21 protein-coding genes and 1 tRNA gene are annotated in these 25422 nt (G+C 60.0%); 12 read left to right on the forward strand and 10 right to left on the reverse strand.

Translation table 11 applies throughout. The features are described from left to right. Positions 1-6: 6 nt before the first annotated feature. On the reverse strand, positions 7-2871 hold the full coding sequence (ppc, locus tag AC07R0_RS11040; RefSeq protein WP_495104858.1) for a phosphoenolpyruvate carboxylase: 2865 nt from the start codon (positions 2869-2871) through the stop codon (positions 7-9). A gap of 123 nt (positions 2872-2994) precedes the next feature. Between ppc and hemC the strand changes: the two genes are divergently transcribed. From hemC to AC07R0_RS11060, 4 genes are read left to right on the forward strand one after another with little or no spacing between them, the layout of a single operon-like run. Next, positions 2995-3918: a hydroxymethylbilane synthase gene (gene hemC, locus AC07R0_RS11045; protein ID WP_495104859.1), complete on the forward strand. Its 924-nt coding sequence runs from the start codon at positions 2995-2997 to the stop codon at positions 3916-3918. Continuing rightward, a complete protein-coding gene (locus AC07R0_RS11050) occupies positions 3915-4721 on the forward strand; it encodes a uroporphyrinogen-III synthase (RefSeq protein ID WP_495104860.1) in 807 nt (268 codons plus the stop codon). The genes hemC and AC07R0_RS11050 overlap by 4 nt, the downstream gene beginning before the upstream one ends. Continuing rightward, positions 4718-5761: a uroporphyrinogen-III C-methyltransferase gene (locus AC07R0_RS11055; RefSeq protein ID WP_495104861.1), complete on the forward strand. Its 1044-nt coding sequence runs from the start codon at positions 4718-4720 to the stop codon at positions 5759-5761. Before AC07R0_RS11050 ends, AC07R0_RS11055 begins: the two co-directional genes overlap by 4 nt. Before the next feature lie 2 nt (positions 5762-5763). Then, positions 5764-7038: a heme biosynthesis HemY N-terminal domain-containing protein gene (locus AC07R0_RS11060; protein WP_495097495.1), complete on the forward strand. Its 1275-nt coding sequence runs from the start codon at positions 5764-5766 to the stop codon at positions 7036-7038. Between the two features lie 183 nt (positions 7039-7221). On the opposite strand, the gene AC07R0_RS11065 is transcribed toward AC07R0_RS11060, so the two are convergent. Next, entirely contained in the window at positions 7222-10257 is a 3036-nt protein-coding gene (locus AC07R0_RS11065; protein ID WP_495104862.1) for an Rne/Rng family ribonuclease, read from the reverse strand. Between the two features lie 557 nt (positions 10258-10814). Between AC07R0_RS11065 and AC07R0_RS11070 the strand changes: the two genes are divergently transcribed. The 7 genes from AC07R0_RS11070 (at position 10815) to AC07R0_RS11100 (ending at position 17326) form a co-directional block, all read left to right on the forward strand. Further along, positions 10815-11810 carry an RluA family pseudouridine synthase gene (locus AC07R0_RS11070; RefSeq protein ID WP_495104922.1) on the forward strand — a complete coding sequence of 332 codons (996 nt, stop codon included), beginning with the start codon at positions 10815-10817 and terminating at the stop codon, positions 11808-11810. A gap of 82 nt (positions 11811-11892) precedes the next feature. Beyond that, a complete protein-coding gene (gene pilB, locus AC07R0_RS11075; protein ID WP_495104863.1) occupies positions 11893-13626 on the forward strand; it encodes a type IV-A pilus assembly ATPase PilB in 1734 nt (577 codons plus the stop codon). A gap of 35 nt (positions 13627-13661) precedes the next feature. Next, entirely contained in the window at positions 13662-14879 is a 1218-nt protein-coding gene (locus AC07R0_RS11080; protein ID WP_495104864.1) for a type II secretion system F family protein, read from the forward strand. A 17-nt stretch (positions 14880-14896) separates the two neighbouring features. After that, entirely contained in the window at positions 14897-15721 is an 825-nt protein-coding gene (locus tag AC07R0_RS11085; RefSeq protein WP_495104865.1) for a prepilin peptidase, read from the forward strand. A gap of 4 nt (positions 15722-15725) precedes the next feature. Next, on the forward strand, positions 15726-16334 hold the full coding sequence (coaE, locus tag AC07R0_RS11090) for a dephospho-CoA kinase (RefSeq protein ID WP_495104866.1): 609 nt from the start codon (positions 15726-15728) through the stop codon (positions 16332-16334). A 21-nt stretch (positions 16335-16355) separates the two neighbouring features. Further along, positions 16356-17111 carry a cell division protein ZapD gene (gene zapD / locus AC07R0_RS11095; RefSeq protein ID WP_495075369.1) on the forward strand — a complete coding sequence of 252 codons (756 nt, stop codon included), beginning with the start codon at positions 16356-16358 and terminating at the stop codon, positions 17109-17111. 2 nt (positions 17112-17113) lie between these two features. Beyond that, on the forward strand, positions 17114-17326 hold the full coding sequence (locus AC07R0_RS11100) for a DNA gyrase inhibitor YacG (RefSeq protein WP_495097489.1): 213 nt from the start codon (positions 17114-17116) through the stop codon (positions 17324-17326). A 42-nt stretch (positions 17327-17368) separates the two neighbouring features. Here AC07R0_RS11100 and AC07R0_RS11105 read toward each other — a convergent pair whose 3' ends face one another. The 4 genes from AC07R0_RS11105 to secA form a co-directional block, all read right to left on the reverse strand. Further along, entirely contained in the window at positions 17369-17845 is a 477-nt protein-coding gene (locus AC07R0_RS11105; RefSeq protein ID WP_495104867.1) for an NUDIX domain-containing protein, read from the reverse strand. Further along, the gene (locus AC07R0_RS11110) at positions 17842-18720 is read right to left on the reverse strand and encodes an ATP-binding protein (protein ID WP_495104868.1); all 879 of its coding nucleotides are present in this window, start codon (positions 18718-18720) and stop codon (positions 17842-17844) included. The genes AC07R0_RS11105 and AC07R0_RS11110 overlap by 4 nt, the downstream gene beginning before the upstream one ends. Next, the gene (gene argJ, locus AC07R0_RS11115; protein ID WP_495075365.1) at positions 18717-19946 is read right to left on the reverse strand and encodes a bifunctional glutamate N-acetyltransferase/amino-acid acetyltransferase ArgJ; all 1230 of its coding nucleotides are present in this window, start codon (positions 19944-19946) and stop codon (positions 18717-18719) included. The genes AC07R0_RS11110 and argJ overlap by 4 nt, the downstream gene beginning before the upstream one ends. 83 nt (positions 19947-20029) lie before the next feature. Then, a complete protein-coding gene (secA, locus tag AC07R0_RS11120) occupies positions 20030-22777 on the reverse strand; it encodes a preprotein translocase subunit SecA (RefSeq protein WP_495075364.1) in 2748 nt (915 codons plus the stop codon). 215 nt (positions 22778-22992) lie between these two features. On the opposite strand from secA, the gene AC07R0_RS11125 reads away from it, so the two are divergent. Next, the gene (locus tag AC07R0_RS11125; protein ID WP_495075363.1) at positions 22993-23304 is read left to right on the forward strand and encodes a hypothetical protein; all 312 of its coding nucleotides are present in this window, start codon (positions 22993-22995) and stop codon (positions 23302-23304) included. Between the two features lie 4 nt (positions 23305-23308). On the opposite strand, the gene AC07R0_RS11130 is transcribed toward AC07R0_RS11125, so the two are convergent. The 4 genes from AC07R0_RS11130 to AC07R0_RS11145 form a co-directional block, all read right to left on the reverse strand. Continuing rightward, positions 23309-23384 (reverse strand) — tRNA-Thr (locus tag AC07R0_RS11130). A 51-nt stretch (positions 23385-23435) separates the two neighbouring features. After that, entirely contained in the window at positions 23436-23924 is a 489-nt protein-coding gene (locus AC07R0_RS11135) for a ClpXP protease specificity-enhancing factor (protein WP_495104923.1), read from the reverse strand. Between the two features lie 22 nt (positions 23925-23946). Then, positions 23947-24558 (reverse strand): glutathione S-transferase N-terminal domain-containing protein, encoded by a 612-nt coding sequence (locus AC07R0_RS11140; protein ID WP_490592425.1) that lies wholly within the window; start codon positions 24556-24558, stop codon positions 23947-23949. A gap of 101 nt (positions 24559-24659) precedes the next feature. Further along, positions 24660-25418, reverse strand: a complete 759-nt coding sequence (locus AC07R0_RS11145; RefSeq protein WP_495097484.1) for a cytochrome c1 — start codon at positions 25416-25418, stop codon at positions 24660-24662. Between the last annotated feature and the right edge of the window lie 4 nt (positions 25419-25422).

The raw sequence follows: 25422 nt of genomic DNA on the forward strand, positions 1-25422 counted from the left end.
GGCCGTTTAGCCCGTATTGCGTAAGGCGGCGGCAATCCCGTTGATGGAAATATGGATACCGGTTTGCACCCGCTCGTCACCCTGGCCGGCGCGATAACGGCGCACCAGCTCGACCTGCAAATGGTGCAGCGGATCGATGTAGGGGAAACGGTGGCGTATCGAGCGCTGCAGGGCTGCATTGCCCGACAGGCGCTGCTTTTCACCGGTGATCTGTGCCAGGGCACCGGCCGTACGGTGCCATTCGGACTCGATGCTGGCGAAGATGCGCTTGCGCATGCGCGCATCGCTGACCATCTCTGCATAGCGCGAAGCCAGGGCCAGGTCGCTCTTGGCCAAGACCATGTCCATATTGCTCAGCAGCGTACGGAAGAAAGGCCATTGGCGGTACATTTTTTGTAGCACGCCCAGCGCATCCTTCTTGCCTGCAGCGCCGTTTTCATTCAAAAACGCTTCCACGGCAGAACCAAAACCGTACCAGCCCGGCAGCGTCAGGCGGCATTGGCCCCAGCTGAAACCCCAGGGAATCGCCCGCAAATCCTCGATCTTCTGGCTGGCCTTGCGCGAGGCCGGGCGAGAGCCAATATTGAGCTCGGCGATCTCGCGGATCGGAGTTGAATCAAAGAAGTAAGAGGTGAAACCAGGGGTTTCATAGACCAGATTGCGGTAGGCCGCCATGCTGGTTTCGGACAACTTGGCGGCCGCCTTCAGAAAGGCCGGAGTGGCCGACTTGGTAGGCTGCAGCAGGGTCGCTTCCAAAGTGGCGGCCACCAGGGTTTCCAGATTACGCCGACCGATTTCGGGGTTCGCGTATTTGGAGCCTATGACTTCGCCCTGCTCGGTCAGGCGGATCTGGCCGCGCACCGTACCGGGTGGCTGGGCCAAGATGGCCTGGTAGCTCGGGCCGCCGCCACGCCCCACCGTGCCACCACGGCCATGGAACATGCGCAGGGTAATGTTGTGGCTGTTGGCCAATTGGTCGAACAATTCCACCAGCGCGATCTCGGCGCGGTACAGCTCCCAGTTGCTGGTGAAGATGCCTCCGTCCTTGTTGCTGTCCGAGTAGCCCAGCATAATGTCCTGCTCGGCACCGCTGCGCTGCAGCAACTCGGCCACGCCGGGCAAGGCATAGAACTCGCGCATGATGGGCGCGGCATTGCGCAGGTCTTCAATGGTCTCGAACAGCGGCACGACGATCAGGTCCACCGTGGCCTTGGCATCCAGCGTGCCGTGCATCAAGCCGACTTCCTTTTGCAGCAGCAGCACTTCCAGCAGGTCACTGACCGTTTCGGTGTGGCTGATGATGTAGTGGCGTATGGCCTGCACGCCAAAGCGGGCGCGGCTGGCGCGGGCCATTTCGAAAATCGCGATTTCCTTGCAGGCATGCTCGGAATACTGGGCGCCAACCACCCGCAGTGGCCGCGCGTCGTTCAACAGACCCAGCAACAGCGTGCGCTTGGCCGACTCGTCCAGGGCCGAATAACCCGACTCGATACGCGCCACCGACAGCAGCTCGGCCACCACTTCCTCGTGCTTGTCGGAGCTCTGGCGCAAGTCCACGGTAGCCAGATGGAAGCCAAACACCTCCACCGCACGGATCAGCGGGTGCAGGCGCTGCGCCGCCAAGGGTGCGCCATGGTTGGCCAGCAAAGAGGCTTCGATGGTGCGCAGGTCGGCCAAAAAGTCTTCGGCCAACAGATAAGCGTTTTGCGGTGCCACGGCGTGGCGGGCCGCCTCGCCGCCAGTCAAGTCCTTCAAGGTGGCCGCTAAACGGGCATACATGCCGGTCAGGGCCAGGCGGTAGGGCTCGTCCTGGCGATGCACATTGGTGTCGGGCGAACTTTTGGCCAGGGCCCGCAGCTCGGGCGACATGGTGACCAGGCTGCCGGACTGGGACAGCTCGCCGCCCAGGTAATGCACCTCGGTCAGGTAATGGCGCAGTGCGACCTCGGACTGGCGGCGCAGCGCGTAGTCCAGGGTTTGTGCGCTGACATTGGGGTTGCCATCACGGTCGCCACCAATCCATTGGCCCATGCGCAGAAAGCTGTGCACCGGGTGGCTACCCAGGGCCGCTTCCAGCTCGGCATACAGCTTGGGAATCTCGCGCAAAAAAGTGGACTCGTAGTAGCTGAGGGCGTTTTCCACCTCGTCGGCCACGGTCAGCTTGGACATGCGCAGCAAGCGGGTCTGCCACAGCTGCGTGACACGGGCACGCAGCTGGACTTCATTCAGGGCCAGCTCGCGTGGCGCCAGGGCATCCTTGGCATTGGCGACCATGCGTTCGCGGGTTTCATCGCGCACCGTCAGCAACTTGGCGATGTCACGCTCGGCATCCAGAATGCTTTTGCGCTGGACTTCGGTGGGGTGCGCGGTCAGCACCGGGGCCACATAGCTATTGGCCAAGGTCTGCGCTATTGTTTTAGGAGCTATACCCGCCCAACGCAAGCGCGCCAAAGCCACTTCTATGCTGCCTTCCTGGGTGTCGCCCGCACGCTCGTGCACGGCACGGCGGCGGATATGGTGGCGGTCTTCGGCCAGATTCGCCAAGTGGCTGAAATAGGTGAAGGCGCGGATCACGCTGACCGTCTGGTCGCCAGTCAGGCCTTTGAGCAGCTTCTTCAGGGCTTTGTCAGCCTCGGTATCGGCATCGCGGCGAAAAGCCACCGACAGCTTGCGCACCTGCTCGATCAATTCGTAGGCGGCAACGCCTTCCTGCTCGCGGATCACATCGCCCAGAATGCGGCCCAACAGCCGAATATCCTCCACCAAGGGGCGTTCATTGTCTTTGTCCCGGCTGGCCGAACGCGTCACTGGCGTGGGGCTGGGTGGGGTGCGCTTGGCGGCGCTGGCGGGGGAGGAATCTGCCGAGGTCATGCGTGGACTTTCGAGTGTGCAGTAAAAGAACGAGGGGGGATACGCGGGCAGGCCCCATGCTAGCATCGACCTCCCCCGGAAACGACGCCAATCGCCTCCAAAAATTACCAACAGGTTACCGGTTTGAGCCACACCCCTACTTCCCCCCTGCACATCGTCATCGCTACACGTGAAAGCCGCCTGGCTTTGTGGCAGGCGGAACACGTCAAAGCCCTGCTGGAACAACGCGGCCACCAGGTCAGCCTGCTGGGCATGACCACCCGGGGTGACCAGATCCTGGACCGCTCGCTGAGCAAGGTCGGCGGCAAAGGCCTGTTCGTCAAGGAGCTGGAGATCGCCCTGGAAGAAGGCCGCGCCGACATCGCCGTGCATTCACTCAAAGACGTTCCCATGGAGCTGCCTGCCGGCTTCTGCCTGGCCTGCGTGCTGGAACGCGAAGACCCCAGCGACGCCCTGGTATCTCCCCGCTACACCAGCTTGGACGAAGTACCGCAGGGCGGCGTGGTGGGCACCTCCAGCCTGCGCCGCACCGTGCTGCTGCGCGCGTTGCGCCCCGATCTGCGGATCGAGCCCCTGCGTGGCAACCTGGACACCCGGCTGCGCAAGCTCGACGAAGGCCAGTTCGACGCCATCGTGCTGGCCAGTGCCGGCCTGGTACGCCTGGGCCTGGCCGAACGCATACGCCAACGCTTTGCGCCCGGCACCATGCTTCCCGCCGCCGGCCAAGGCGCCCTGGGCATCGAGATTCGGGCCGACCGCAACGACCTACTGGCCGCCTTGGCGCCGCTGGCCCATATGCCCACCTGGCAGGCCGTAGCGGCAGAGCGCGCCGTCAGCCGCAGCCTGGGTGGCAGCTGCTCCATGCCGCTGGCAGCATTTGCCACCTGGCAGGGCACTGAGCTGCACATTGCCGCCGCCTGGGGCGACGCCGAACGGCCTGCACCGCTGGTTACCAGCGAGTTACAAGCCCCTGTGAACGATCTGGCCAGTGCCACCGCCCTGGGTGAACAGGTCGCGGCCCAGCTACGCGCCGGCGGCGCACATTGAGGCGGCCTACGGCACCGCTGCCCCGCGTCATCGTTACCCGGCCCGCGCAGGACGCGCAGCGCTGGGTGCGCGATCTACAAGCCCACGGCCTGCAGGCCGACGCACTGCCACTGATCGAGATCGCCGCCGCCACCCAGCTGCAGCCGGTACACACGGCCTGGAAAGAGTTGGCCAGCTACCAAGCCGCCATGTTTGTGAGCGCCAATGCAGTGCGCCATTTTTATGCATCCAACAAGGCTCTAGCGCAGATAGAACCTGCGCAACCAGCTATTAAAACAAGAGCATGGGCCACGGGCCCGGGAACCGTCAACGCCTTGCGCCAGGCGGGCCTGGCCCCCCACCAGATCGATGCACCGGACGCGTCGGCCAGCCAGTTCGACTCCGAAGCCCTGTGGCAGGTCGTGGCGTCCAGTGTGCATGCGGGCAGCCGGGTGCTGGTCGTGCGCGGCAGCGACCATACAGGGGAAAGTGCAGGCCGCAGCTGGCTCAGCGAGCAATTGGCAGCCGCTGGCGCGCAGGTCGATACCGTGGTGGCCTATGAGCGGCGAGCACCAAACCTCAGCCCCGCACAGATCGCACTGGCACAGCAGGCCTGCGGCGATGGCTCGGTATGGCTGTTCAGCAGCTCCGAGGCCGTAACCCATCTACAAGCCCTGCTGCCGCCCGCCTGTTTCGGTACGGCGCGCGCGCTGGCCACTCACCCCCGTATCGCCCAGGCAGCGCGCCAAGCGGGCTTTGCCACGGTAGAGGAAACCAGTCCGACATTGAATGCCATAGTGGCCTCGATAGAATCGCAGGCATGAATGCCGAGCTGCCCTCAGAACCCATCCCTGTAACCGCCGCTCCCACCGCGCCGGCCCCCGCCAAAGGTTCGCGCGCCCTCGTGCTGATCGTGGGTGGCGTAGCCCTCGGCGCGCTGCTGAGCAGCGGCCTGCTATGGCAGAAGCTGGTCAACATCCAGGAACACCTGGCCCGCCAAAGCGCCGACGCAGGCACCCAGTCCCTGGAGGCCCGTACCATTGCCCGCCAGGCCCAGGATCTGGCCCGTGAAACCGCCGCCCACCAGGCTGTCACCGACGCCCGCGTCAGCGAAACCAGTCTGCAGCGCAGCCAGCTGGAAGACCTGATGCAGAGCCTGTCGCGTTCACGCGACGAAAACCTGGTGGTGGACATTGAATCCGCCGTGCGCTTGGCCCAGCAGCAAGCCCAACTGACCGGCAGCACCGAACCCTTGCTAGCCGCCCTGAAAACCGCCGACGACCGCGTCTCGCGTGCCGCCCATCCACGCCTGGCCCCCTTGCAGCGCGCCATCGCCCATGACACGGAACGCATCAAATCCGCCAACACCACCGACACCCCCGGCCTGCTGGTGAAGCTGGACGAACTGGTGCGCCAGGTAGATGAGCTGCCCGCCATCAACGCCGTCGCCACCAGCAGTCCGGTCAGCAGTACCGCCCAAGCCGCAGATCCTGCCGCTACGCAGTGGTGGCAACGCTGGCTGAATGTGGTCCACCAGGAAGCCCGCAAGCTGGTGCGCGTCAGCCGAATCGAGCAGCCAGAAGCCGCCCTGCTGTCTCCCGAGCAAACCTTTTTCCTGCGCGAGAACCTCAAGCTCAAGCTGCTAAATGCCCGCCTGGGCCTGTTGGCCCGGCAAATGGAGTCGGCCCGCGCCGATCTGGCCGCCGCCAATATGGCACTGAACAAATATTTCGACCCGGCGTCGCGCAAAACCCAGTCCATGGCCGGCCTGCTGCAACAGGTGCAAGGCCAGATGAAAACCGCCGAACTGCCCCAGGTCAATGAAACCCTGGCGGCCCTGGCCACCGCAGCGGCAGGGCACTGAGCATGCGCGCAATCATCTGGCTGCTGACCCTGTTTGCGGTGGCCGTGGCCATCGCCCTGCTGGCGGGCAATAACCAGGGCACGGTGACCGTGTACTGGCCACCGTACCGGGTAGACATCTCACTGAACCTACTGTTGCTGTTGATCGCGGCCAGCTTTACCGTGCTGCATCTGGCCCTGAAGGCACTGTCCGCGCTGTTCGCCATGCCCCAACAGGCCCAACGCTGGCGTTTGCAACAACGCGAACGTGCCACCCATACCGCCCTGCTGGACGCCTTCTCGCACATGCTCGCCGGCCGCTTTCTGCGCGCCCGCAAAGCCGCCGAAGCCGCGCTGCGCCAGGAAAAAGCCCTGCTGGACAGTGGACACGCCCTGGCCCATGCCGAAAAACTGCGCGCCCTGTCCCACCTGGTCACCGCCGAAAGCGCTCAGGCGCTGCAAGACGCTTCCACCCGCGACAAGCATCTGCAACTGGCACTGGAGAACACAGCCCACCGCGACGCCCAAGAAACCCGCGAAGGCGTGCAACTGCGCGCAGCCCGCTGGGCACTGGAAGACCGTGACGCCGATGCCGCGCTGCAATGGCTGGATGCCCTGTCACTGGGCGCCGCGCGCCGCACCCTGGCCCTGCGCATCCGGCTCAAGGCCGCGCGCCTGGCCCGCCAAACCCTGCCGGCACTGGAAACCGCCCGCTTGCTGGCCAAGCACCGCGCCTTCTCGGCATCAGCGGCACAAAGCATTCTGCGTGGCCTGGCACTGGAGCTGGTGAATGCCGCCCACGACCCAGCCCAGTTGCAGCGCGCCTGGGCCCAGTTGGAAACCACAGAGCAGCTGATACCCGACGTTGCCGTGCATGCCGCCCAGCGCCTGGTACAACTGCAAGGCGACGTAGGCCTGGCCCGGCAGTGGTTGCTGCCCATCTGGGAGCAGTTCATCGCCCAGCCCGAGCAAACGCACAGCCACGCCATCAAACTAATACGCGCCATCGAAAGCGGATTCTCGCAAGTGGACAGCGCGCTGGATCTAGGTTGGCTGAATCGCGTGGAAGCCGCGCAGCAGCACAACCCACGCGACCCGAATCTACAGTACCTGGCAGGCATGGCCTGCCTGCGCCACCAGCTTTGGGGCAAGGCCCAGCAATTGTTGAACCAGTCCATCCACAAGCTGGACGATGCCGGCCTGCGCCGCAGTGCCTGGCGCGCCATGGCCGTACTCGCCGAACAACGCGGCGACAGCAGCGCCGCACAAGACGCCTACCGGCAGGCGGCTACGCTGTAACAGCCGCCTGGTGAGGGGCAGACCCGGCCCCTCACCCCTTTCACACATATCCGACCGACAACTGGCCACCTGGTACTGGCACAGCCGCGCGCCAACCCTTCCAGCCATGGCACCATGCACCGCCGAAGCAGAGGCAAAAAAATGGACCCGAAGGTCCATTTTTAGAGGGTATAAAGCCTAGGCTTAGAAGGGCAGATCCATATTGCGCAGATCGCGCTTGGTCTCCACCAACACCAAGGGCTCGTTAGAGAGCTCGACCACAGGCGGACGTTCACGTGGCACATGAACCTGTACAGGTTCAGCGGCAATCGCCGCCTGCACGGCAGCCACACGGTCTGGGTTGCTACCAACCCATTCCAGGCCGGAGTTCTGCGCCAGCGCCACCAAATCAGCGGTCGGCAAGGAGAACACTGGCATTGCGGGCAGGGCCTTTTTGCCCACCGTAGCCGGGGCCGCAGCCACTGGCGCAACAACCGCTTGCTGCTGCTCCACAGCCACAGATACCACCGCCGCAACTTCAACGAAAGCAGCTTCTGCTACGACAGGTGCAGCCACTAGGCTGGCAGCCGGGGCCACTGCACGCTCGACCAGCGATTGGGCCTGTGGCTCTACCGGGTTGGGCACAAAAGCAGTGGGCTCTGCGGATGGGTCACGCGGTGCACGGTCCTTGCGGTCACGGCCGTAACGGTCGCGGGAACGCTTCTCGCGGCGCTGTGGCTCCTCGCCCTCTGGACGGGGCTCTTCCGCCTGCGCGGATGCAGATACGGGTGCAACCGTGGCATCGCCTTCTTCTGCCGCCGGCTTGGCGGCAGCGAAGTAGGACGGACGCTCTGGGCGCTCGACCGGCTCACGGTCCATGCGCGACGACTCACGCGGCGCACGGCCAGGACGGCCTGCATCAGCTGCAGCTTCTGCCGCGGGTGCTTCGCCAGCTTCAGCACGCGGTTCCTGGCGTTCACGGCCAGTCTCTTCCCGGTTGCCGCGACCGCCACGGCCACGTGGGCCACGCTCACCCGACTGGCGGGGAGCACGGGGCTCCTGGCCGGGCTGCTCGGTAACTACGGCTGCGTCCAGGCTCACGCCTTCTGCTGCTGGCGCCTGGAGCGCCTGCACATCGGCATCGACACGCTCACGCGGGCCTTGGCGCTCACCACGACCACGGCCGCCACGACCACCGCGGGCTGCGCCGTCCGCAGCACCCTCGGTACGCGGGGCTGCATCGCTGCGTTCAGCACGCTCGGCGCCGTTGCGCGGAGCGCGCTCAGGGCGGGCTTCCTGGCCATCACGGCCTTCGCTATTGCGCGGGCCGCGGCCATTACGGCCCTGGCCTTCGCTACGACCTTCAGGAGACTCATCACGGCGGCCGCCACGGCCACCGCGATTTGCGCCTTCGCCACGTGGGCCACGGCCTTCACGGCGCTCTTCCGTCTTGGCCACCACTGGTGCAGGGGCTGGCGCGACGACCACAGGTGCTACCACCGGCGCGGGAGCGGCACCAAACAAGCCCTTCAGCCAACCAAAGAAACCCTTTTCCACAGGCGCTGCCACGGGTGCAGCTACTGGAGCCGCAGGGGCCGGCTGAGGCGCAACCGCCTTGGGCACGGCCACTGGCGCGGGTGCATCTGGCAACACGCCTTTGATTACCGGCGTTTGCTTGTTGGTGGGTTCCTGCGAGCGGCGCGTCACCGAGGTGGCGTCGTCGATTTCGTCGGCCATCTTGTAGCTGGCTTCGATGTGGTCCAGACGTGGGTCGTCGTGCTTCAGGCGTTCCAGCCTGTAGTTCGGTGTTTCCAACGTCTTGTTGGGCACCATCAGCACGTTGATGCGCTGCTTGAGCTCAATCTTGGCGATTTCGGTACGCTTTTCATTCAGTAGGAACGAGGCCACGTCGACGGGCACCTGGCACATCACCGAAGCGGTGTTGTCCTTCAGCGACTCTTCCTGGATGATGCGCAAAATCTGCAACGCCGAGCTTTCGGTGTCACGAATATGGCCGGAACCGCCACAGCGCGGGCAAGGAATCGAAGCACCTTCGCTCAGCGCCGGGCGCAGGCGCTGGCGGCTCATTTCCATCAGGCCGAATTTGCTGATGGTGCCGAACTGCACACGCGCGCGGTCCTGGCGCAGCGCATCACGCAGGCGATTTTCCACGTCGCGGCGGTTGCGGCTTTCTTCCATGTCGATAAAGTCGATCACGATCAGACCGCCCAAATCGCGCAAACGCATCTGGCGCGCCACTTCTTCGGCAGCTTCCAGGTTGGTACGGGTGGCAGTCTCTTCGATGTCGCCGCCACGGATGGAGCGGGCCGAGTTGACGTCCACCGACACCAGGGCTTCGGTATGGTCGATCACGATGGCGCCGCCACTTGGCAGCTGCACGGTGCGGGCGTAGGCCGATTCGATCTGGTGTTCGATCTGGAAGCGGCTGAACAGCGGTGCGTCATCACGGTAGCGCTTTACACGGGCTGCATGCTCGGGCATCACGTGGGCCATGAACTGCTGGGCCTGCTCGTACACGTCGTCGGTATCGATCAGGATGTCGCCGATGTCGTGGTTGAAGTAGTCGCGAATGGCGCGAATCACCAGGCTGGATTCCTGGTAAATCAGGAAAGCGCCCTTGCCACCCTTGCCTGCGCCGTCGATCGCGGTCCACAGCTTGAGCAGGTAGTTCAAGTCCCATTGCAACTCTGGGGCGCTGCGGCCGATACCGGCGGTACGCGCGATGATGGACATGCCGTTGGGGTATTCCAACTGGTCCATGTTTTCTTTGAGCTCTGCGCGGTCTTCGCCCTCGATACGGCGGCTAACGCCACCGCCACGCGGGTTGTTGGGCATCAGCACCACGTAGCGGCCGGCCAACGACACAAAAGTGGTCAGGGCCGCGCCCTTGTTGCCGCGCTCTTCTTTTTCGACCTGGACCAGCAGCTCCTGGCCTTCGCGGATCACATCACTGATGCGCGCCTGATTGACCGGCACGCCTTGCGTGAAATATTGCTTGGAGATTTCCTTGAAAGGCAGAAAACCGTGGCGATCTTCACCGTAGTCCACAAAGCAGGCTTCCAGCGAAGGCTCGACGCGGGTGACGACGGCCTTGTAGATATTGCCCTTGCGCTGCTCGCGCCCTTCGATTTCAATTTCGTAGTCGAGCAGTTTCTGCCCGTCCACAATCGCTAGCCGACGTTCTTCCGACTGCGTTGCATTAATCAGCATCCGTTTCATGGTGCGTTTCCTTTGACTGGACCACAGAGGGTCCAGAGCTGTTGTTCAATTCAATATGGCTCAAACCGAGCCTTTGATGCCTGAACAGACGCATGGAAACAGGCGGAATTACCGACATGACTGCACTAGGTAAGCGTTGACTTACAGGGTGACAGAGGGGGCTGGTGGACGAAAGCGAGGGGGAAGATGGGCTGAGAAGCTATTAAATTTATAGCTGGTTGCGCATATTGTGCGTGCGCTACAGGCGATTCCACGCCAAAGGCCGGGGCTATGAGCCACCGCCAGAGGGTTTGAACCATCACCATCAACACAAGAATTCTCGTTTCGATCCGTTGAGCAACCTGCGCCCCAGGCATAAAGCATGGGCACAGGTCGACAAGTTGGGGTATTCCGTATCCGTATTTCCATTGCGTCAGCCCCTCCCAAGACCGCTTGCCGCCACCGGCGCAAGACTCGCACGGGCTGGCGGCAGATCGCCTCGGGTGGCATCGACCTCGCAGCGCTGTCGGTGTTGTGCTCTAAACTGTGGTGAATCAAGCACTTACGACACAACGCTGGTGAAAAATATTATAGGTGCTAACACAGCCCCCCCCATGCTCGAAGTCAAATTCATTACAGTGGACGCAGAAGACGCGGGCCAAAGACTCGACAATTTCCTTGTACGCCATCTCAAAGGCGTACCCAAAACCCATATTTATCGCATCATCCGCAGCGGTGAAGTGCGGGTCAACAAGGGCCGGGCCGCAGCAGATACGCGGATTGCCGACGGCGACGTTGTGCGACTGCCCCCAACCCGCGTATCCGAACGTGCCGCCGAAAAAGCCCTGGCCATGGAAACCCATGCTCCAGCTCGCGAATTTCCCATCCTGTGGGAAGACGAACATCTGCTAGCTATAGATAAACCTGCCGGTGTGGCCGTGCATGGTGGCAGCGGCGTCAGTTTCGGAGTCATCGAACAACTGCGCAAAGCTCGACCCCAAGCCGTCTTTCTGGAGCTGGTGCACAGGCTAGACCGAGAAACGTCCGGCATTCTGCTGCTGGCAAAAAAGCGCAGCGCCCTGAAAAACGTGCAAGACCAGTTCCGGGAGCGAGAAACCGGCAAAACCTATTTGGCCCTGGTGATCGGACACTGGCCGAGCAACAAAAAGGTACTGGACAAATCTTTACACAAGTATCTACTGCCCAATGGTGAACGGCGAGTCAAGGTGGTGGCCAAAGATGACCCGGACGGCATGCGCTCACTGACCTTGGTCAGAGTGGCCCAGCACTTCGACGGATTCAGCCTGCTGGAGGTCACCATCAAAACCGGCCGCACCCACCAGATCCGTGTACACCTGGCCAGCGAGGGGTTCCCGATTGCTGGAGACGACAAATACGGTGATTTCGACGTCAATAAGAATTTGGCCAAGAAAGGCCTCAAGCGCATGTTCTTGCATGCATGGCGTCTGCAACTAAAGCATCCTGCCAAGACGGAAAACCTGGCCCTGACGGCGGCACTGCCTGAAGAATTGCAGCAATTCTTGCCCTCACCAGCCGCGCACAGCGGTAGCTGAACCAGTCCGCTACGGCGTTTACATCGGTCGGCAATTCACCGATGATGCGTCCATCTTCCGCTACCTGCTACATTTTGGTCTTATGGCCGCTGTCGAACCGTTCAATAAAGAAGCATCTACCGTAGCACTCCCTGGCTTGGGGAGGGTTTTGATCTCCGCCGGAAAGTTGGCACAAAAGGCGGCAGAAGACATATTCCGCAAAGCCCAAGCCAACCGCAACAGCTTTATCGCCGAGTTAATGGCGGCAGGCGCAGTATCCCCCTCGGACCTGGCCCACACCATGTCCACCGCGTTTGCTGCACCCTTGCTGGACATGGATGCAGTAGACCGTGACAGACTGCCCAAGGACCTGCTAGACGCCAAGATATGCCAAGCCTACCGTGTGGTGGTACTGAGCAAGCGCAACAACCGCCTGATCGTGGCCACGGCCGACCCATCCGACCAGGAGGCCGCAGAAAAAATCAAATTCTCCACCCAGCTCGGGGTGGACTGGATCATTGCCGAGTACGACAAGCTGTCGCGCCTGGTGGAAGCCAACTCCATAACAGCCGGTGAGGCGATGGACTCCATCATCGGCAACGATTTCGACTTTGACGATACTGCCATGGGACCGGCAGTTGAAGCAGCCGAAATCAACACCTCGGATGTGGAAGATGCACCGGTGGTGAAATTTTTGCACAAGATGCTGCTGGATGCCTTTGGCATGCGCGCATCCGACCTGCACTTCGAGCCCTATGAGCACAACTACCGCGTCCGCTTCCGCATCGACGGTGAACTGCGTGAAATTGCGTCGCCGCCAGTCGCCATCAAGGACAAGCTGGCCTCCCGCATCAAGGTGATCTCCCGGTTGGACATCTCTGAAAAACGGGTGCCGCAAGACGGCAAGATGAAACTCAAGGTCGGCCCCGACCGCGTGATTGACTTCCGGGTCAGCACACTGCCTACGCTGTTCGGCGAAAAGATCGTGATCCGGATTCTGGACCCAAGCAGCGCTAAACTGGGCATTGATGCCTTGGGCTATGAGCCGGAAGAAAAAGAGCGTGTGCTGACTGCAATCGGCCGCCCTTATGGCATGGTGCTGGTGACCGGGCCTACAGGCTCGGGCAAGACCGTGTCGCTCTATACATTTTTGAATCTGCTCAACAAGCCGGGCGTAAATATCGCCACCGCGGAAGACCCTTCGGAAATCAACCTGCCCGGAGTGAACCAGGTCAACGTGAATGACAAGGCAGGCCTCACTTTCGCAGTGGCACTGAAGTCCTTTCTGCGCCAGGATCCAGACATCATCATGGTCGGCGAAATCCGGGACTTGGAAACGGCCGACATCTCCATCAAGGCCGCACAAACCGGCCACTTGGTGCTGTCCACCTTGCACACCAACGACGCCCCCACCACCCTGACGCGTATGCGTAACATGGGCATTGCGCCGTTCAATATTGCGTCCAGCGTGATTCTGATCACAGCGCAACGCCTGGCCCGCCGCCTGTGTGTAAACTGCAAGGCAGTGATCGACATTCCACGCAAGACTATGCTGGAATCGGGTTTTGAGGAACATGAACTCGATGGTTCCTGGAAACCTTACGGACCTGTAGGCTGCAATGCCTGTAACAACGGCTACAAGGGCCGCGTTGGCATCTACCAGGTCATGCCGATTTCAGACGAAATTCAGCGCATTATTCTTCGTGACGGCAGTGCCATGGATATTGCCGAGCAAGCCAAGGCAGAAGGCGTACGCTCGCTGCGTCAGGCAGGACTGTATAAAGTTAAGCTCGGACTGACTTCCTTGGAAGAAGTGCTCGCCGTGAGCAATGAGTAGACCCATAAGACCCACCTAGAGGCCCAAGACATTCCATGGCAACTGCATCGCCCAGAGACGTAAAGGAGTTTGTCTTCGAATGGGAAGGCAAAGACCGCAACGGAAAACAAGTCCGTGGCGAAACACGCGCCTCGGGTGAAAACCAGGTGCAGGCATCCTTACGGCGCCAAGGTGTTTTCCCGACCAAGATCAAAAAGCGCAAGATGCGCTCGGGCAAGTCCATCAAGCCCAAAGATATTGCAATCTTCACGCGGCAGCTGGCGACCATGATGAAGGCCGGCGTGCCGCTGCTACAGGCCTTTGACATCGTAGGCCGTGGCAATGCGAACGCCAGCGTCACCAAGCTGTTGAACGATGTGCGCATGGACGTGGAAACCGGTAGCTCTCTGAGCGCCGCGTTCCGCAAGTTCCCCATGTACTTTGACAGCCTGTACTGCAACTTGGTGGAAGCAGGTGAAGCCGCTGGTATTTTGGAATCCTTGCTGGACCGGCTTGCGATCTACATGGAAAAGACCGAGGCCATCAAGTCCAAAATCAAATCCGCCCTGATGTATCCCGCATCGGTGGTGGTGGTGGCATTTGTGGTGGTGGCGGTCATCATGATATTTGTGATCCCCGCATTCAAGGAGGTCTTCAGCAGCTTTGGCGCCAATCTGCCTGCGCCGACTATGTTCGTGATCGCCATGAGCGAATTTTTCGTCAAGTATTGGTGGCTGATATTCGGCGGCATTGGCGGCGGCGGTTACTTTTTCATGCAGGCGTGGCGTCGCAACGAAAAAATGCAACATTTCATGGACCGCGTTTTGTTACGGGTTCCAGTGTTCGGCGCTCTGATTGAGAAGTCCTGCATTGCGCGCTGGACACGCACCCTATCCACCATGTTCGCAGCAGGCGTACCTTTGGTGGAGGCGCTGGACTCTGTGGGTGGCGCATCCGGCAACTCGGTATTTGAAATCGCCACCGGCAAAATCCAGCAGGAAGTCTCTACTGGCACCAGTCTGACGGTAGCCATGACGAATGCACACATCTTCCCGTCCATGGTGCTGCAAATGTGCTCAATTGGCGAAGAGTCCGGCTCCATCGACCATATGCTGGGCAAGGCTGCAGACTTTTATGAAGCCGAGGTGGACGACATGGTCGCCGGTCTTTCCAGCCTGATGGAGCCCATCATCATCGTGTTCCTGGGTACCTTGATTGGCGGCATTGTGGTGTCCATGTACCTGCCTATCTTCAAGCTGGGCCAAGTCGTTTGATGCCGGAATTTCAAACTATGGTCGCCTTGATCGGTGGCATTCTGGGCTTGTTACTGGGTAGTTTTCTGAATGTGGTGGTGCACCGCCTGCCCAAGATGATGGAGCAGAGCTGGGCGCAAGAATACGCCGACATGCAGGGACAGGAGCCGCCCGCGGCAGAACCTCTGAACTTACTGGTTCCCCGTTCGCGCTGCCCGCACTGCGCGCACCAGATCCGCTGGTTTGAAAATGTGCCGGTACTCAGCTATGCATGCCTGCGCGGCCGCTGCTCCGCCTGCAAAGCGCCGATCAGCCCTCGCTACCCCCTGGTGGAAATGGCTAGCAGCGGTCTTTTCTTTTTCTGCTTCTGGCATTGGGGGGCCTCCGTCACGGGGCTAGCATGGAGCGGTTTTGCCGCAGCTTTGTTGACGCTGGCACTGATCGACTGGGACACCACGCTTTTGCCCGACAGCATCACCCTGCCCCTGGTCTGGGCCGGCTTGATTGTGTCGTCTCTGCATTGGACGTCCGTGCCCATGTTCGCTTCGCTATGGGGAGCCGTAGCCGGCTACTTGTCCCTCTGGAGCATCTACTGGATCTTCAAGCTACTGACAGGCAAGGAAGGTATGGGCTATGGGGACTTCAAGCTGTTCGCTGCGCTAGGCGCCTGGTTTGGCTGGGAGGCACTGGTGCCCATGGTTCTGATGGCCTCGGTAATCGGTGCAGTGATTGGCATTGCCATGAAATTCAGTACCGGTCTGCGCGAAGGTGGCTACATACCTTTCGGACCATTTCTGGCCGGCGCCGGCTTGACCGCCATGGTCTTCGGGCCCGAAGCCATTTTGCATTTTGTCGGCTTGTAGAACTGTGCGAAGTGGCCTTCGACTAGGCCTCACAGGAGGCATAGGCAGCGGTAAAAGTACGGTGGCGCACATGCTGCAAGCACGTGGAGCCGCGCTGATCGATGCCGATGCCATCGCCCGCACCAGCACAGCACCTGAAGGCGCAGCCATCCCAGCCATACGCACGCGTTTTGGCGCGGAATTTCTGACCCCCACCGGCGCACTGGACCGCAACAAGATGCGCACCCTGGCCTTCTCCGATGCGAGCGCCAAACACGCACTGGAAGCCATCATCCATCCCCTCGTAGCCAAGGAAATTGAAAGTCAATTCCAAGCCGCACAGGCTGCTGGTATAAGCTGCGTGGTATTCGATATCCCCTTGCTGGCGGAATCTGGCCACTGGCGAGGCAAGCTGGACCACATTCTCGTCATCGACTGCCTGGTCAGCACCCAAATCGCCCGCACCGTAGCCCGCAGTCAATTGTCCGAAGAAGCCGTGCGGCAGATCATCCGAACCCAGGCCAGCCGTGAACAGCGCCTGGCGTTGGCCGACACCGTGATCTACAACGAAGGTCTATCGTTAGACCAGTTACGCCAGCAGGTTGAACAAATCGCCCCATACTTCGGGCTATGATGCCGCCACAGGAAAATCTGCGTGATTCTTTACGAATATCCCTTTAACGAACGTATACGCACCTATCTGCGGCTGGAACATCTTTTCCGGCGGCTGGGGGAACTGGTGCCCCGCGCCCACGCGCTAGACCACCATTACGCGCTGACCACGATTTTCGAGATCATGGACGTAGCCGCACGCGCCGACCTCAAATCGGATGTGATGCGGGATCTGGAAAAACAAAAAAACATACTGAATGGCTACCGGGGCAACCCATCCATCGCAGAAGATGTATTGGACGAAGTCATAGGCCAGCTCGACACCTGCTACACCGCACTGCATGAGCAACCCGGTAAAGCCGGCCACAGCCTAACGGAAAACGACTGGCTGATGGGCTTGCGCAGCCGGGTCAGCATCCCAGGCGGTACCTGTGGCTTCGATCTGCCGGCGTATTACGCGTGGCAGCACCAGCCTGCCGATGTGCGCCGTCAAGCGATTGAGAAATGGGCACAAACCCTGGCACCACTAGCCGAGTCCATCCACCATTTGCTAAAAATGCTGCGTGACTCCGGTGCGCCGCAAAAAGTCATCGCAATCGGCGGACAATTTCAGCAAAACCTGCCCCAGGGCCGCACCTACCAGCTGCTACGTCTGCGCATAGACCCCGCGCTGGGCTTGATTCCCGAAATCAGCGGCAACCGACTGATGGTTTCGGTACGCTTGATGCGCCACGAGGCTGACGACCATCTGCACCCCTGCAGCGATGATGCCTCGTTTGAACTCACCCTCTGCGCCTGAGCATGACTGATACCGCTCCCCCACTGCCGAAAAAATGGGTTGTCTGCCCTACCTGCAAGGGTAAAAGCCTGTACGCCGCCAGCAATGCCTACCGTCCGTTTTGCAGCGAGCGCTGCAAAAACGTGGACTTTGGTGCCTGGGCCAGCGCCAGCTTCAGCCTGCCTGCCGAAGCACCACCGGACGACCTCGTCTTTGGTGACGCCCGCTTGCAGTAAATTTATACCAAATACGGCTCTGGCGCAGATGCTGCCTGCGCACTAAGCTACAGAATGTGTAGCACCAAGGAAATCCCGCTCCTGCGCTAGCCAAGCCAGCACCGGCACGGTACCTGGCAGTACCGGCATCACCTGCAAAGGCAGCAGCTGCCAGGCATGACTTTGGCCTTCGCGCATCTCCAGCACACCCGTCCAGTCAAACACCTTGCAAAAGTGCAGACGCACCAAGGCGTGCGGGTAGTCCACCAGCTCCACCTTCCAGGGTTGCGCAGCGCCTATGGTGATGCCCAGCTCTTCCTGCAGCTCCCGACGCAGTGCCTGCTCCACCGTCTCGCCCTGCTCCAGCTTGCCACCCGGAAACTCCCAGTAACCGGCGTATACCTTGCCCACCGGCCGGGATGTCACCAGAAAGTGGCCGTCCGGCTGCACCAGTACACCCACTGCCACCTCTACGATGGCGCGCTCAGGACCGCCTTCACGCGGACGGTCTGCATCGGCTACCAGCGGCTGCCGGCTCATGCCGCACGCATATGCTGGCCCGCGTAGTCACGCGCGAACTGGTAGGCCACACGCCCGCTGCGGGAGCCACGCTCCAACGCCCACACCAGGGAGGCTGGGCGTGCTACGGCAATCGCCTCGGCATCCACGCCGAAAGACTGCAGCCACTGGGCCACAATGGCCAGATATTCGTCTTGCGAGAACGGATAGAAGCTGACCCACAGTCCAAAGCGCTCGGACAAGGAAATCTTTTCCTCCACCACTTCACCCGGATGCACCTCGCCATCTTCGGTGTGCGTGTAGCTAAGGTTTTCCTTCATGTACTCCGGCAGCAGATGGCGACGGTTGCTGGTGGCATAGATCAGCACATTGGGACTGGCCGCGGCCACCGAGCCATCCAGAATCGACTTCAAGGCCTTGTAACCGGCTTCACCCTCTTCAAAGCTCAAGTCGTCGCAGAACACAATGAATTTCTCAGGCCTGTCGGCCACCACATCGACGATGTCCGGCAAATCCACCAGATCAGCCTTGTCGACCTCAATCAAGCGCAGACCGCGTGGCGCGTAAGTATTCAGGCAGGCCTTGATCAACGAAGACTTGCCTGTGCCGCGCGCACCTGTCAACAGCACATTGTTGGCGGGCTTGCCGTCTACAAACTGCAGGGTGTTGCGCTGGATTTTTTCCTTCTGGACGTCGATTTCCTTCAGGTCGGCCAGCGCCATGCTGCCGATATGACGCACCGGCTCCAGCACGCCGTGGCCCGAGCCCCGGCGGCGGTAGCGGAAGGCAATAGCCGCATTCCAATCCGGTGCCTGCACCGGCTGGGGCAGGATGGACTCTACGCGCTGCAGCAGCTGCTCGGCACGCTCGATCAGGCGCTCAAATTTCTCGTTCATGAACGGTAGTCGGCGTTGATGGACACATATTCGTGGCTGAAATCGCAGGTCCACACGGTGTCGGCGGCCGTACCGCGGCCCAGCCCTACGCGCACAGTAATTTCGCTCTGCTTCATCACGCGCTGGCCGTCTTCTTCGCGGTACGTGGGGTTGCGCCCACCATTAACCACCACGTGTACATCGTCCAAAAACAGGTCGATACCGGTCTGGTCCAGATCGGTGATGCCTGCGTAGCCTACTGCCGCCAAGATACGGCCCAGATTGGGATCGCTGGCAAAAAATGCGGTCTTGACCAAGGGCGAATGGGCGATCGAATACGCTGCCAGGCGGCATTCTTCGGACGTCTTGCCGCCTTCAACACGCACCGTGATGAACTTGGTCGCACCCTCGCCGTCACGGACAATGGCCTGGGCCAGCTTCTGGGCCACCGACAGCATCGCGGCTTTCAAAGCCTGGCCGTCCGCACTGTCCAGCGCAGTGATTTGCGCATGGGCCGCCTTGTGGGTGGCGATGACGACAAACGAGTCGTTGGTAGAGGTATCGCCATCGATGGTGATGCGGTTGAACGAGGCATCCGCCAAGTCTTTGGCAAGTTGCGCCAGCAACGACGGGTGCACATTCGCATCCGTGGCCATGAAGCCGAGCATGGTGGCCATGTTTGGACGGATCATGCCCGCACCCTTGCTGATACCCGTCACCGTCACGGTGGCGCCACCCAGCTGTATCTGGGCGCTGAAGGCCTTGGGTAGCGTGTCGGTGGTCATGATGGCCTCTGCAGCGCGGCCCCAGTTGTCCGCACGGGCATCGGCCAAAGCAGTTGGCAAACCGGCCTTGATACGGTCATGTGGCAGCGACTCCATGATCACGCCGGTGGAGAACGGAAGGATCTGCTCAGGCGCCAGGTCCAAATACTGGGCAAGCGCAATGCAAGTGGACTTGGCACGCATCAAACCATCCTCGCCAGTGCCTGCATTGGCATTGCCGGTATTCACCAGAATCGCACGGATACCCAGGCCAGCAGCCAGATGCTCGCGGCAAATCTGAACAGGTGCTGCACAGAAGCGGTTTTGCGTGAACACACCAGACACTGAAGCGCCTTCGCCCAACTGCACCACCAGAACGTCTTTCCGGTTGGGTTTACGCACACCAGCCTCGGCAATGCCCAGCAACACGCCCGGCACAGGATGTAGATCAGCGGGATTGGGAGCAGACAGATTCACGGGCATAACAGTCTTTCAAAAAATAGAGTTGCACGCGGGGACAGGTCATGAAAAAACGGGCCGCAGCCCGTCATCCAACTGGTTGGCAGTTATACCAACTTGCCGTGGCACAGCTTGTAGCGCTTGCCGCTACCGCAAGGGCAGGGGTCGTTGCGCCCCACACGGGGCACCTCGGCAGCAGCTTGGGTATTGGCATCCACGCGAGTTTCCACCTCGCCGGTCTCGGTCGGTGCGGTGTAGGTCACGTTGGCAATGCTTTCGGCCCGGTTTTCCATGGCCTCGGCCGCTTCGCCAAGTTGCTCGCTGGACTGGACCTTGACCGTCATCAGAACCTTGGTCACATCGTTTTTCACGGTGTCCAGCAACTGGCCAAACAGCTCGAAGGCTTCGCGCTTGTATTCCTGCTTGGGCTGCTTTTGCGCGTAGCCGCGCAAATGGATGCCTTGGCGCAGGTAGTCCAACGAGCTCAGATGCTCACGCCAGTGGGTATCTATGCTTTGCAGCAGCACCATCCGCTCAAACTGGGTGAAGTTATCACCGCCCACCTGCTCCACCTTGGCCTGGAAGGAGGCGTTCGCTACGTCCAGCACCTTCTGCACAATATCTTCGTCTGTGATGGCGCTGGCAGCCTGCACATAAGCGGCCAAAGGCAAGTCCAGCTGCCATTCATCCAGCAAGGCTTTTTCCAGGCCAGGGATATCCCATTGCTCTTCCACCGATTCGGCAGGAACGAATTGGCGCACCAAATCCATTACGCTGCCCTCGCGCAAAGATTCGATCTGCGCCGTCAAATCCGCAGCGTCCAGAATCTCGTTGCGCTGTTGGTAGATGACCTTGCGTTGGTCGTTGGAAACGTCGTCGTACTCCAGCAGTTGCTTACGCACATCAAAGTTGCGCGCTTCCACCTTGCGCTGGGCGCTTTCAATGCTGCGGGTCACAATGCCGGCTTCAATGGCTTCGCCATCAGGCATCTTGAGCCGGTCCATGATGGACTTGACTCGGTCGCCCGCGAAGATCCGCATCAGCGGATCGTCCAGGCTCAGGTAAAAACGAGACGAACCTGGGTCACCCTGGCGACCCGAGCGACCACGCAACTGGTTATCGATTCGGCGCGATTCATGGCGTTCTGTGGCAATGATGCGCAGACCACCGAGAGCCTTGACGGCTTCGTGGTCCTGCACCCACTGGGCACGCACGCGTTCAATTTCCGCCTGCCTGGTAGCTTCGTCCAGGTCCGGGTTGGCATGGATAGGTTCCAACGCCTTCTCCAGGTTGCCGCCCAGCACAATGTCCGTACCGCGTCCTGCCATATTGGTGGCGATGGTGATCATCTTGGCACGTCCAGCCTGGGCCACGATATCGGCCTCGCGGGCATGCTGCTTGGCGTTTAGCACCTGGTGCGGCAAACCGGCCTCGTTCAACAAGCGGTCGATGATTTCCGAGTTTTCGATCGAGGTCGTACCGACCAGCACGGGCTGGCCACGCTCATGGCACTCGCGGATATCCTTGATGGCAGCTTCGTATTTTTCGCGCGTCGTCTTGTAGACACGGTCCAGTTGGTCTTCGCGGCGACTCACTCGATTGGGCGGAATCACCACGGTTTCCAGACCGTAGATTTCCTGGAACTCGTACGCCTCGGTATCCGCCGTGCCAGTCATGCCGGACAGCTTGCCGTACAGGCGGAAATAGTTCTGGAAGGTGATGGACGCCAGGGTTTGGTTTTCTGCCTGGATGGATACGCCCTCTTTGGCTTCCACAGCCTGGTGCAGGCCTTCACTCCAGCGGCGACCCGACATCAAACGCCCGGTGAACTCGTCCACGATGACGATTTCGCCATCTTGCACCACATAGTGCTGATCACGGTGGTACAGGTGGTTGGCCCGCAACGCCGCATAGACATGGTGCATCAGGGTGATATTGGCTGGGTCATACAAGGAGGCACCCGGCGCCAACAGACCTTGCTCCGCCAGGATGCGTTCGGCATTTTCATGGCCGTCTTCGGTCAGAAATACCTGGTGGGATTTTTCGTCGATCGTGAAATCGCCCGGCTTGGTAACACCTTCACCGGTACGCGGATCCGCCTCACCCTCTTGGCGCGTAAGGAAGGGAATCACCTTGTTGATGGCAATGTAGGTTGCCGTGTGGTCTTCTGCTTGGCCACTAATGATCAGCGGGGTACGTGCTTCATCGATCAAGATCGAGTCCACCTCATCGACTATGGCGTAGTTCAAGCCGCGCTGCACACGGTCACGGACTTCGTACACCATGTTGTCACGCAGGTAATCGAAGCCGTACTCGTTATTGGTACCGTAAGTAATGTCAGCGGCGTAGGCAGCCTGCTTTTCTTCGCGCGGCATGTTCGGCAGATTGACGCCGACTGTAAGGCCCAGAAAGTTGTACAGGCGCTCCATCCAGCGCGCATCACGGTTCGCCAGGTAGTCATTGACCGTGACCACGTGCACACCCTTACCCGAAAGCGCATTCAGATACACCGGCAACGTGGCGGTCAAGGTCTTGCCTTCACCGGTACGCATTTCTGAGATCTTGCCGTTGTGCAGCGACATTCCGCCCAGCATCTGCACATCAAAATGGCGCATCTTCATGACCCGCTTGGAGCCTTCCCGGACCACCGCAAACGCCTCCGGCAGAATGGCATCCAACGACTCACCGCCCGCGACCCGCTGCTTGAACGCTAGCGTTTTCTCCCGCAATGCATCATCTGACAGTTTTTCAAACTGGGACTCCAACGCATTGATACCCTCAAGCGTCTTGCGGTACTGTTTCAGCAGGCGTTGATTACGGCTGCCGAAAATTTTTGTCAGGAAATTGGTGGTCATGAATGCGAGACCGACACAACCACGGTAGCCGCGGTGTGGCGATCGAAATCCCTAAAGTATCTTGGAGTCAGTTGAGGCTTTGGAGAAAGAAGTCAACCCATGGTTTGCAGAACTTGCGATCCACAACCGACGGATTTTAACCATCTGCCGGTAGCCAGATAAAAGCCGGCTATTGCAGCCCGGCATTTGCATCGCCGCAGATAATCGGAGCTTCCATGCGTAAAAGTAACCACTACGTCACGCTGCAGCAGGCAGCCTCAGCTTCTCCCACACTGGCCCGTTTGACCGCGCTGGCAAAAGATTCGAACGAGCGTTTAAAAGCCATCAAGGGGCTCATGCCAGAGGCCCTGTGGTCAACCATCCAAGCCGGGCCGATTGATGGCAGTAGTTGGTGCCTGCTAGTGAACAACAATGCCGTTTCGGCAAAGCTGAGGCAGCTATCCCCCGCTCTGCTGGCGCATTTACGAACCAAGGGGTGGGATGTGACTACCATCCGCCTCAAGGTAAAAATGAAGACGGATGTTTGAGATATGGTGCCGATTGTCGGAATCGAACTGACGACCTACCGCTTACAAGGCGGTTGCTCTACCAACTGAGCTAAATCGGCAACTTTTCTATTTTAACCAATCGATGAGGACTTTTTCAGTCACCCATCTTTTTACTTCACGCGCTTCAATGCCGGTCGCGCTCCGCTCGATGGCCGCGGCGGCTCAGGAGGTTCATCCCCCTCATCAACATCCAACGCCACTCCCTTGAGAGAAGCATCCGTCACCACCGCACTTGGAGAGCTCTTCACCACAGCATCGGCCGTGGGCGCTGGCCCCGCCACCGGTGAAGGAAATGCCATACCCTGGCCGTTTTCACGCGCATAAATAGCAATCACCCGGCCAATCGGCACCAAGATCTCACGTGGAGTTCCCGCGAAACGGGCTTTGAACTCGATGAAATCATTCCCCAGCTTGAGCGAGCTGGTCGCATCAAAGCTGATGTTGAGAACAATCTCACCATCCTTCACATACTCCCGCGGAACCTGCACCGAATCATCGACAAGCACTGCTACGTAAGGCGTAAATCCATTGTCGGTACACCACTCGTACAGCGCCCTGATCAAGTAGGGGCGCGTGGAAGTCGAATCCAAGGCTTGCATGATGGACAACCGATACTCCTGCTTACTTGCGCATCACTTTTTCAGACGGCGTCAATGCCTCGATATAGGCAGGACGGGAGAAAATCCGTTCAGCATACTTCAGCAACGGAGCCGCATTCTTGCTCAGGTCGATGCCATAGAAATCCAGGCGCCACAGCAAAGGAGCAATCGCCACATCCAGCATGGAGAAGTTGTCACCCAACATGTACTTGTTCTTCAAGAACACGGGGGCCAATTGGGTCAGGCGATCACGGATGTGGGCACGGGCCTTTTCCAGTGCTTTTTCATTACCTTTGGAAGCGCGCGACTCCAGCAGCGCAACGTGCACGAACAATTCCTTTTCGAAATTGAGCAAGAACAGACGTACGCGTGCACGATCCACCGGATCACCGGGCATCAGCTGGGGATGGGGAAAACGCTCATCAATGTATTCATTGATGATGTTCGACTCATACAAGATCAGATCCCGCTCCACCAGAATCGGCACTTGCCCGTAAGGATTCATGACGCTGATGTCTTCGGGTTTGTTGTAGAGGTCCACATCGCGGATTTCGAAGTCCATGCCCTTTTCAAACAATACGAAACGGCAGCGGTGGGAAAACGGGCAGGTCGTTCCTGAATACAAGACCATCATGGCAAAGGGCTCCTAAAAATCAAAAAGAGTGGGGTGCGCAATGCATGCCCACTCTACAAATCCCGGGCATAAGGCCCGGGACACCAAATACTGCAACAGGTCTACTTGACGTCTTTCCAGAACGCCGCATTGAGCCGCCACGTGAAGAGAGTCAACACCCCCAAAAACAATAGCACCCAGACACCCACGCGGACGCGGCTGTTCTGCGCCGGCTCGCCCATCCACTGGAGATAGCTCACCAAATCACCCACAGCCTGTTCGTACTGCAAAGGAGTCATGGTACCGGGAGTCACTTGCTCCCATCCCTTGAACACCTTCACCTCATGTCCATGCTCTTCGACTTCCGCATAAACGGGCTTGCGGCTTCCTTGCAGTTCCCACAAAACATGGGGCATGCCCACATTCGGGAACACCAGATTATTCCAGCCCGTTGGCTTGGTATCGTCTGGATAGTAACTACGCAAATAGGTATACAAGTAGTCTGCACCAGTACCACCGTGACCGGAGCGCGAACGGGTAATCAACGTCAGATCGGGCGGGTTGGCACCGAACCAGTCTTTGGCCTGTCGAGGATCGATGGCCGCCTTCATGGTTTCGCCAACCTTTTCGGTGGTGAACAGCAGATTATCCTTGATCTGCTGATCGGTCAGCCCGATATCCCGTAAACGGTTGAAACGCATGAACGCCGCGGAGTGGCAGCTCAGGCAGTAATTGACGAACAACTTGGCGCCGTTTTGCAAGGCGGCCAGGTCATTGGTCTTATTGGGCGCCTTGTCCCAATGAACCTCATTGCCTTCAGAAGCCTGTGCACCGAAAGACAGTGTCAGCGCTGCAAGCATGCAGAGAATCAGTTTTTTCATATTC

The sequence above is a fragment of the Rhodoferax sp. GW821-FHT07F03 genome (assembly GCF_059418745.1).

Bases quoted from the DNA above. Each gene is read 5' to 3' on its own strand.
- ppc (WP_495104858.1), bottom strand. From the start codon at position 2,871: ATGACCTCGGCAGATTCCTCCCCCGCCAGCGCCGCCAAGCGCACCCCA.
- AC07R0_RS11055 (WP_495104861.1), top strand. From the start codon at position 4,718: ATGAATGCCGAGCTGCCCTCAGAACCCATCCCTGTAACCGCCGCTCCC.
- AC07R0_RS11060 (WP_495097495.1), top strand. From the start codon at position 5,764: ATGCGCGCAATCATCTGGCTGCTGACCCTGTTTGCGGTGGCCGTGGCC.
- AC07R0_RS11065 (WP_495104862.1), bottom strand. From the start codon at position 10,257: ATGAAACGGATGCTGATTAATGCAACGCAGTCGGAAGAACGTCGGCTA.
- pilB (WP_495104863.1), top strand. From the start codon at position 11,893: ATGGCCGCTGTCGAACCGTTCAATAAAGAAGCATCTACCGTAGCACTC.
- AC07R0_RS11080 (WP_495104864.1), top strand. From the start codon at position 13,662: ATGGCAACTGCATCGCCCAGAGACGTAAAGGAGTTTGTCTTCGAATGG.
- AC07R0_RS11085 (WP_495104865.1), top strand. From the start codon at position 14,897: ATGGTCGCCTTGATCGGTGGCATTCTGGGCTTGTTACTGGGTAGTTTT.
- AC07R0_RS11100 (WP_495097489.1), top strand. From the start codon at position 17,114: ATGACTGATACCGCTCCCCCACTGCCGAAAAAATGGGTTGTCTGCCCT.
- AC07R0_RS11105 (WP_495104867.1), bottom strand. From the start codon at position 17,845: ATGAGCCGGCAGCCGCTGGTAGCCGATGCAGACCGTCCGCGTGAAGGC.
- AC07R0_RS11110 (WP_495104868.1), bottom strand. From the start codon at position 18,720: ATGAACGAGAAATTTGAGCGCCTGATCGAGCGTGCCGAGCAGCTGCTG.
- argJ (WP_495075365.1), bottom strand. From the start codon at position 19,946: ATGCCCGTGAATCTGTCTGCTCCCAATCCCGCTGATCTACATCCTGTG.
- secA (WP_495075364.1), bottom strand. From the start codon at position 22,777: ATGACCACCAATTTCCTGACAAAAATTTTCGGCAGCCGTAATCAACGC.
- AC07R0_RS11125 (WP_495075363.1), top strand. From the start codon at position 22,993: ATGCGTAAAAGTAACCACTACGTCACGCTGCAGCAGGCAGCCTCAGCT.
- AC07R0_RS11135 (WP_495104923.1), bottom strand. From the start codon at position 23,924: ATGCAAGCCTTGGATTCGACTTCCACGCGCCCCTACTTGATCAGGGCG.
- AC07R0_RS11140 (WP_490592425.1), bottom strand. From the start codon at position 24,558: ATGATGGTCTTGTATTCAGGAACGACCTGCCCGTTTTCCCACCGCTGC.
- AC07R0_RS11145 (WP_495097484.1), bottom strand. From the start codon at position 25,418: ATGAAAAAACTGATTCTCTGCATGCTTGCAGCGCTGACACTGTCTTTC.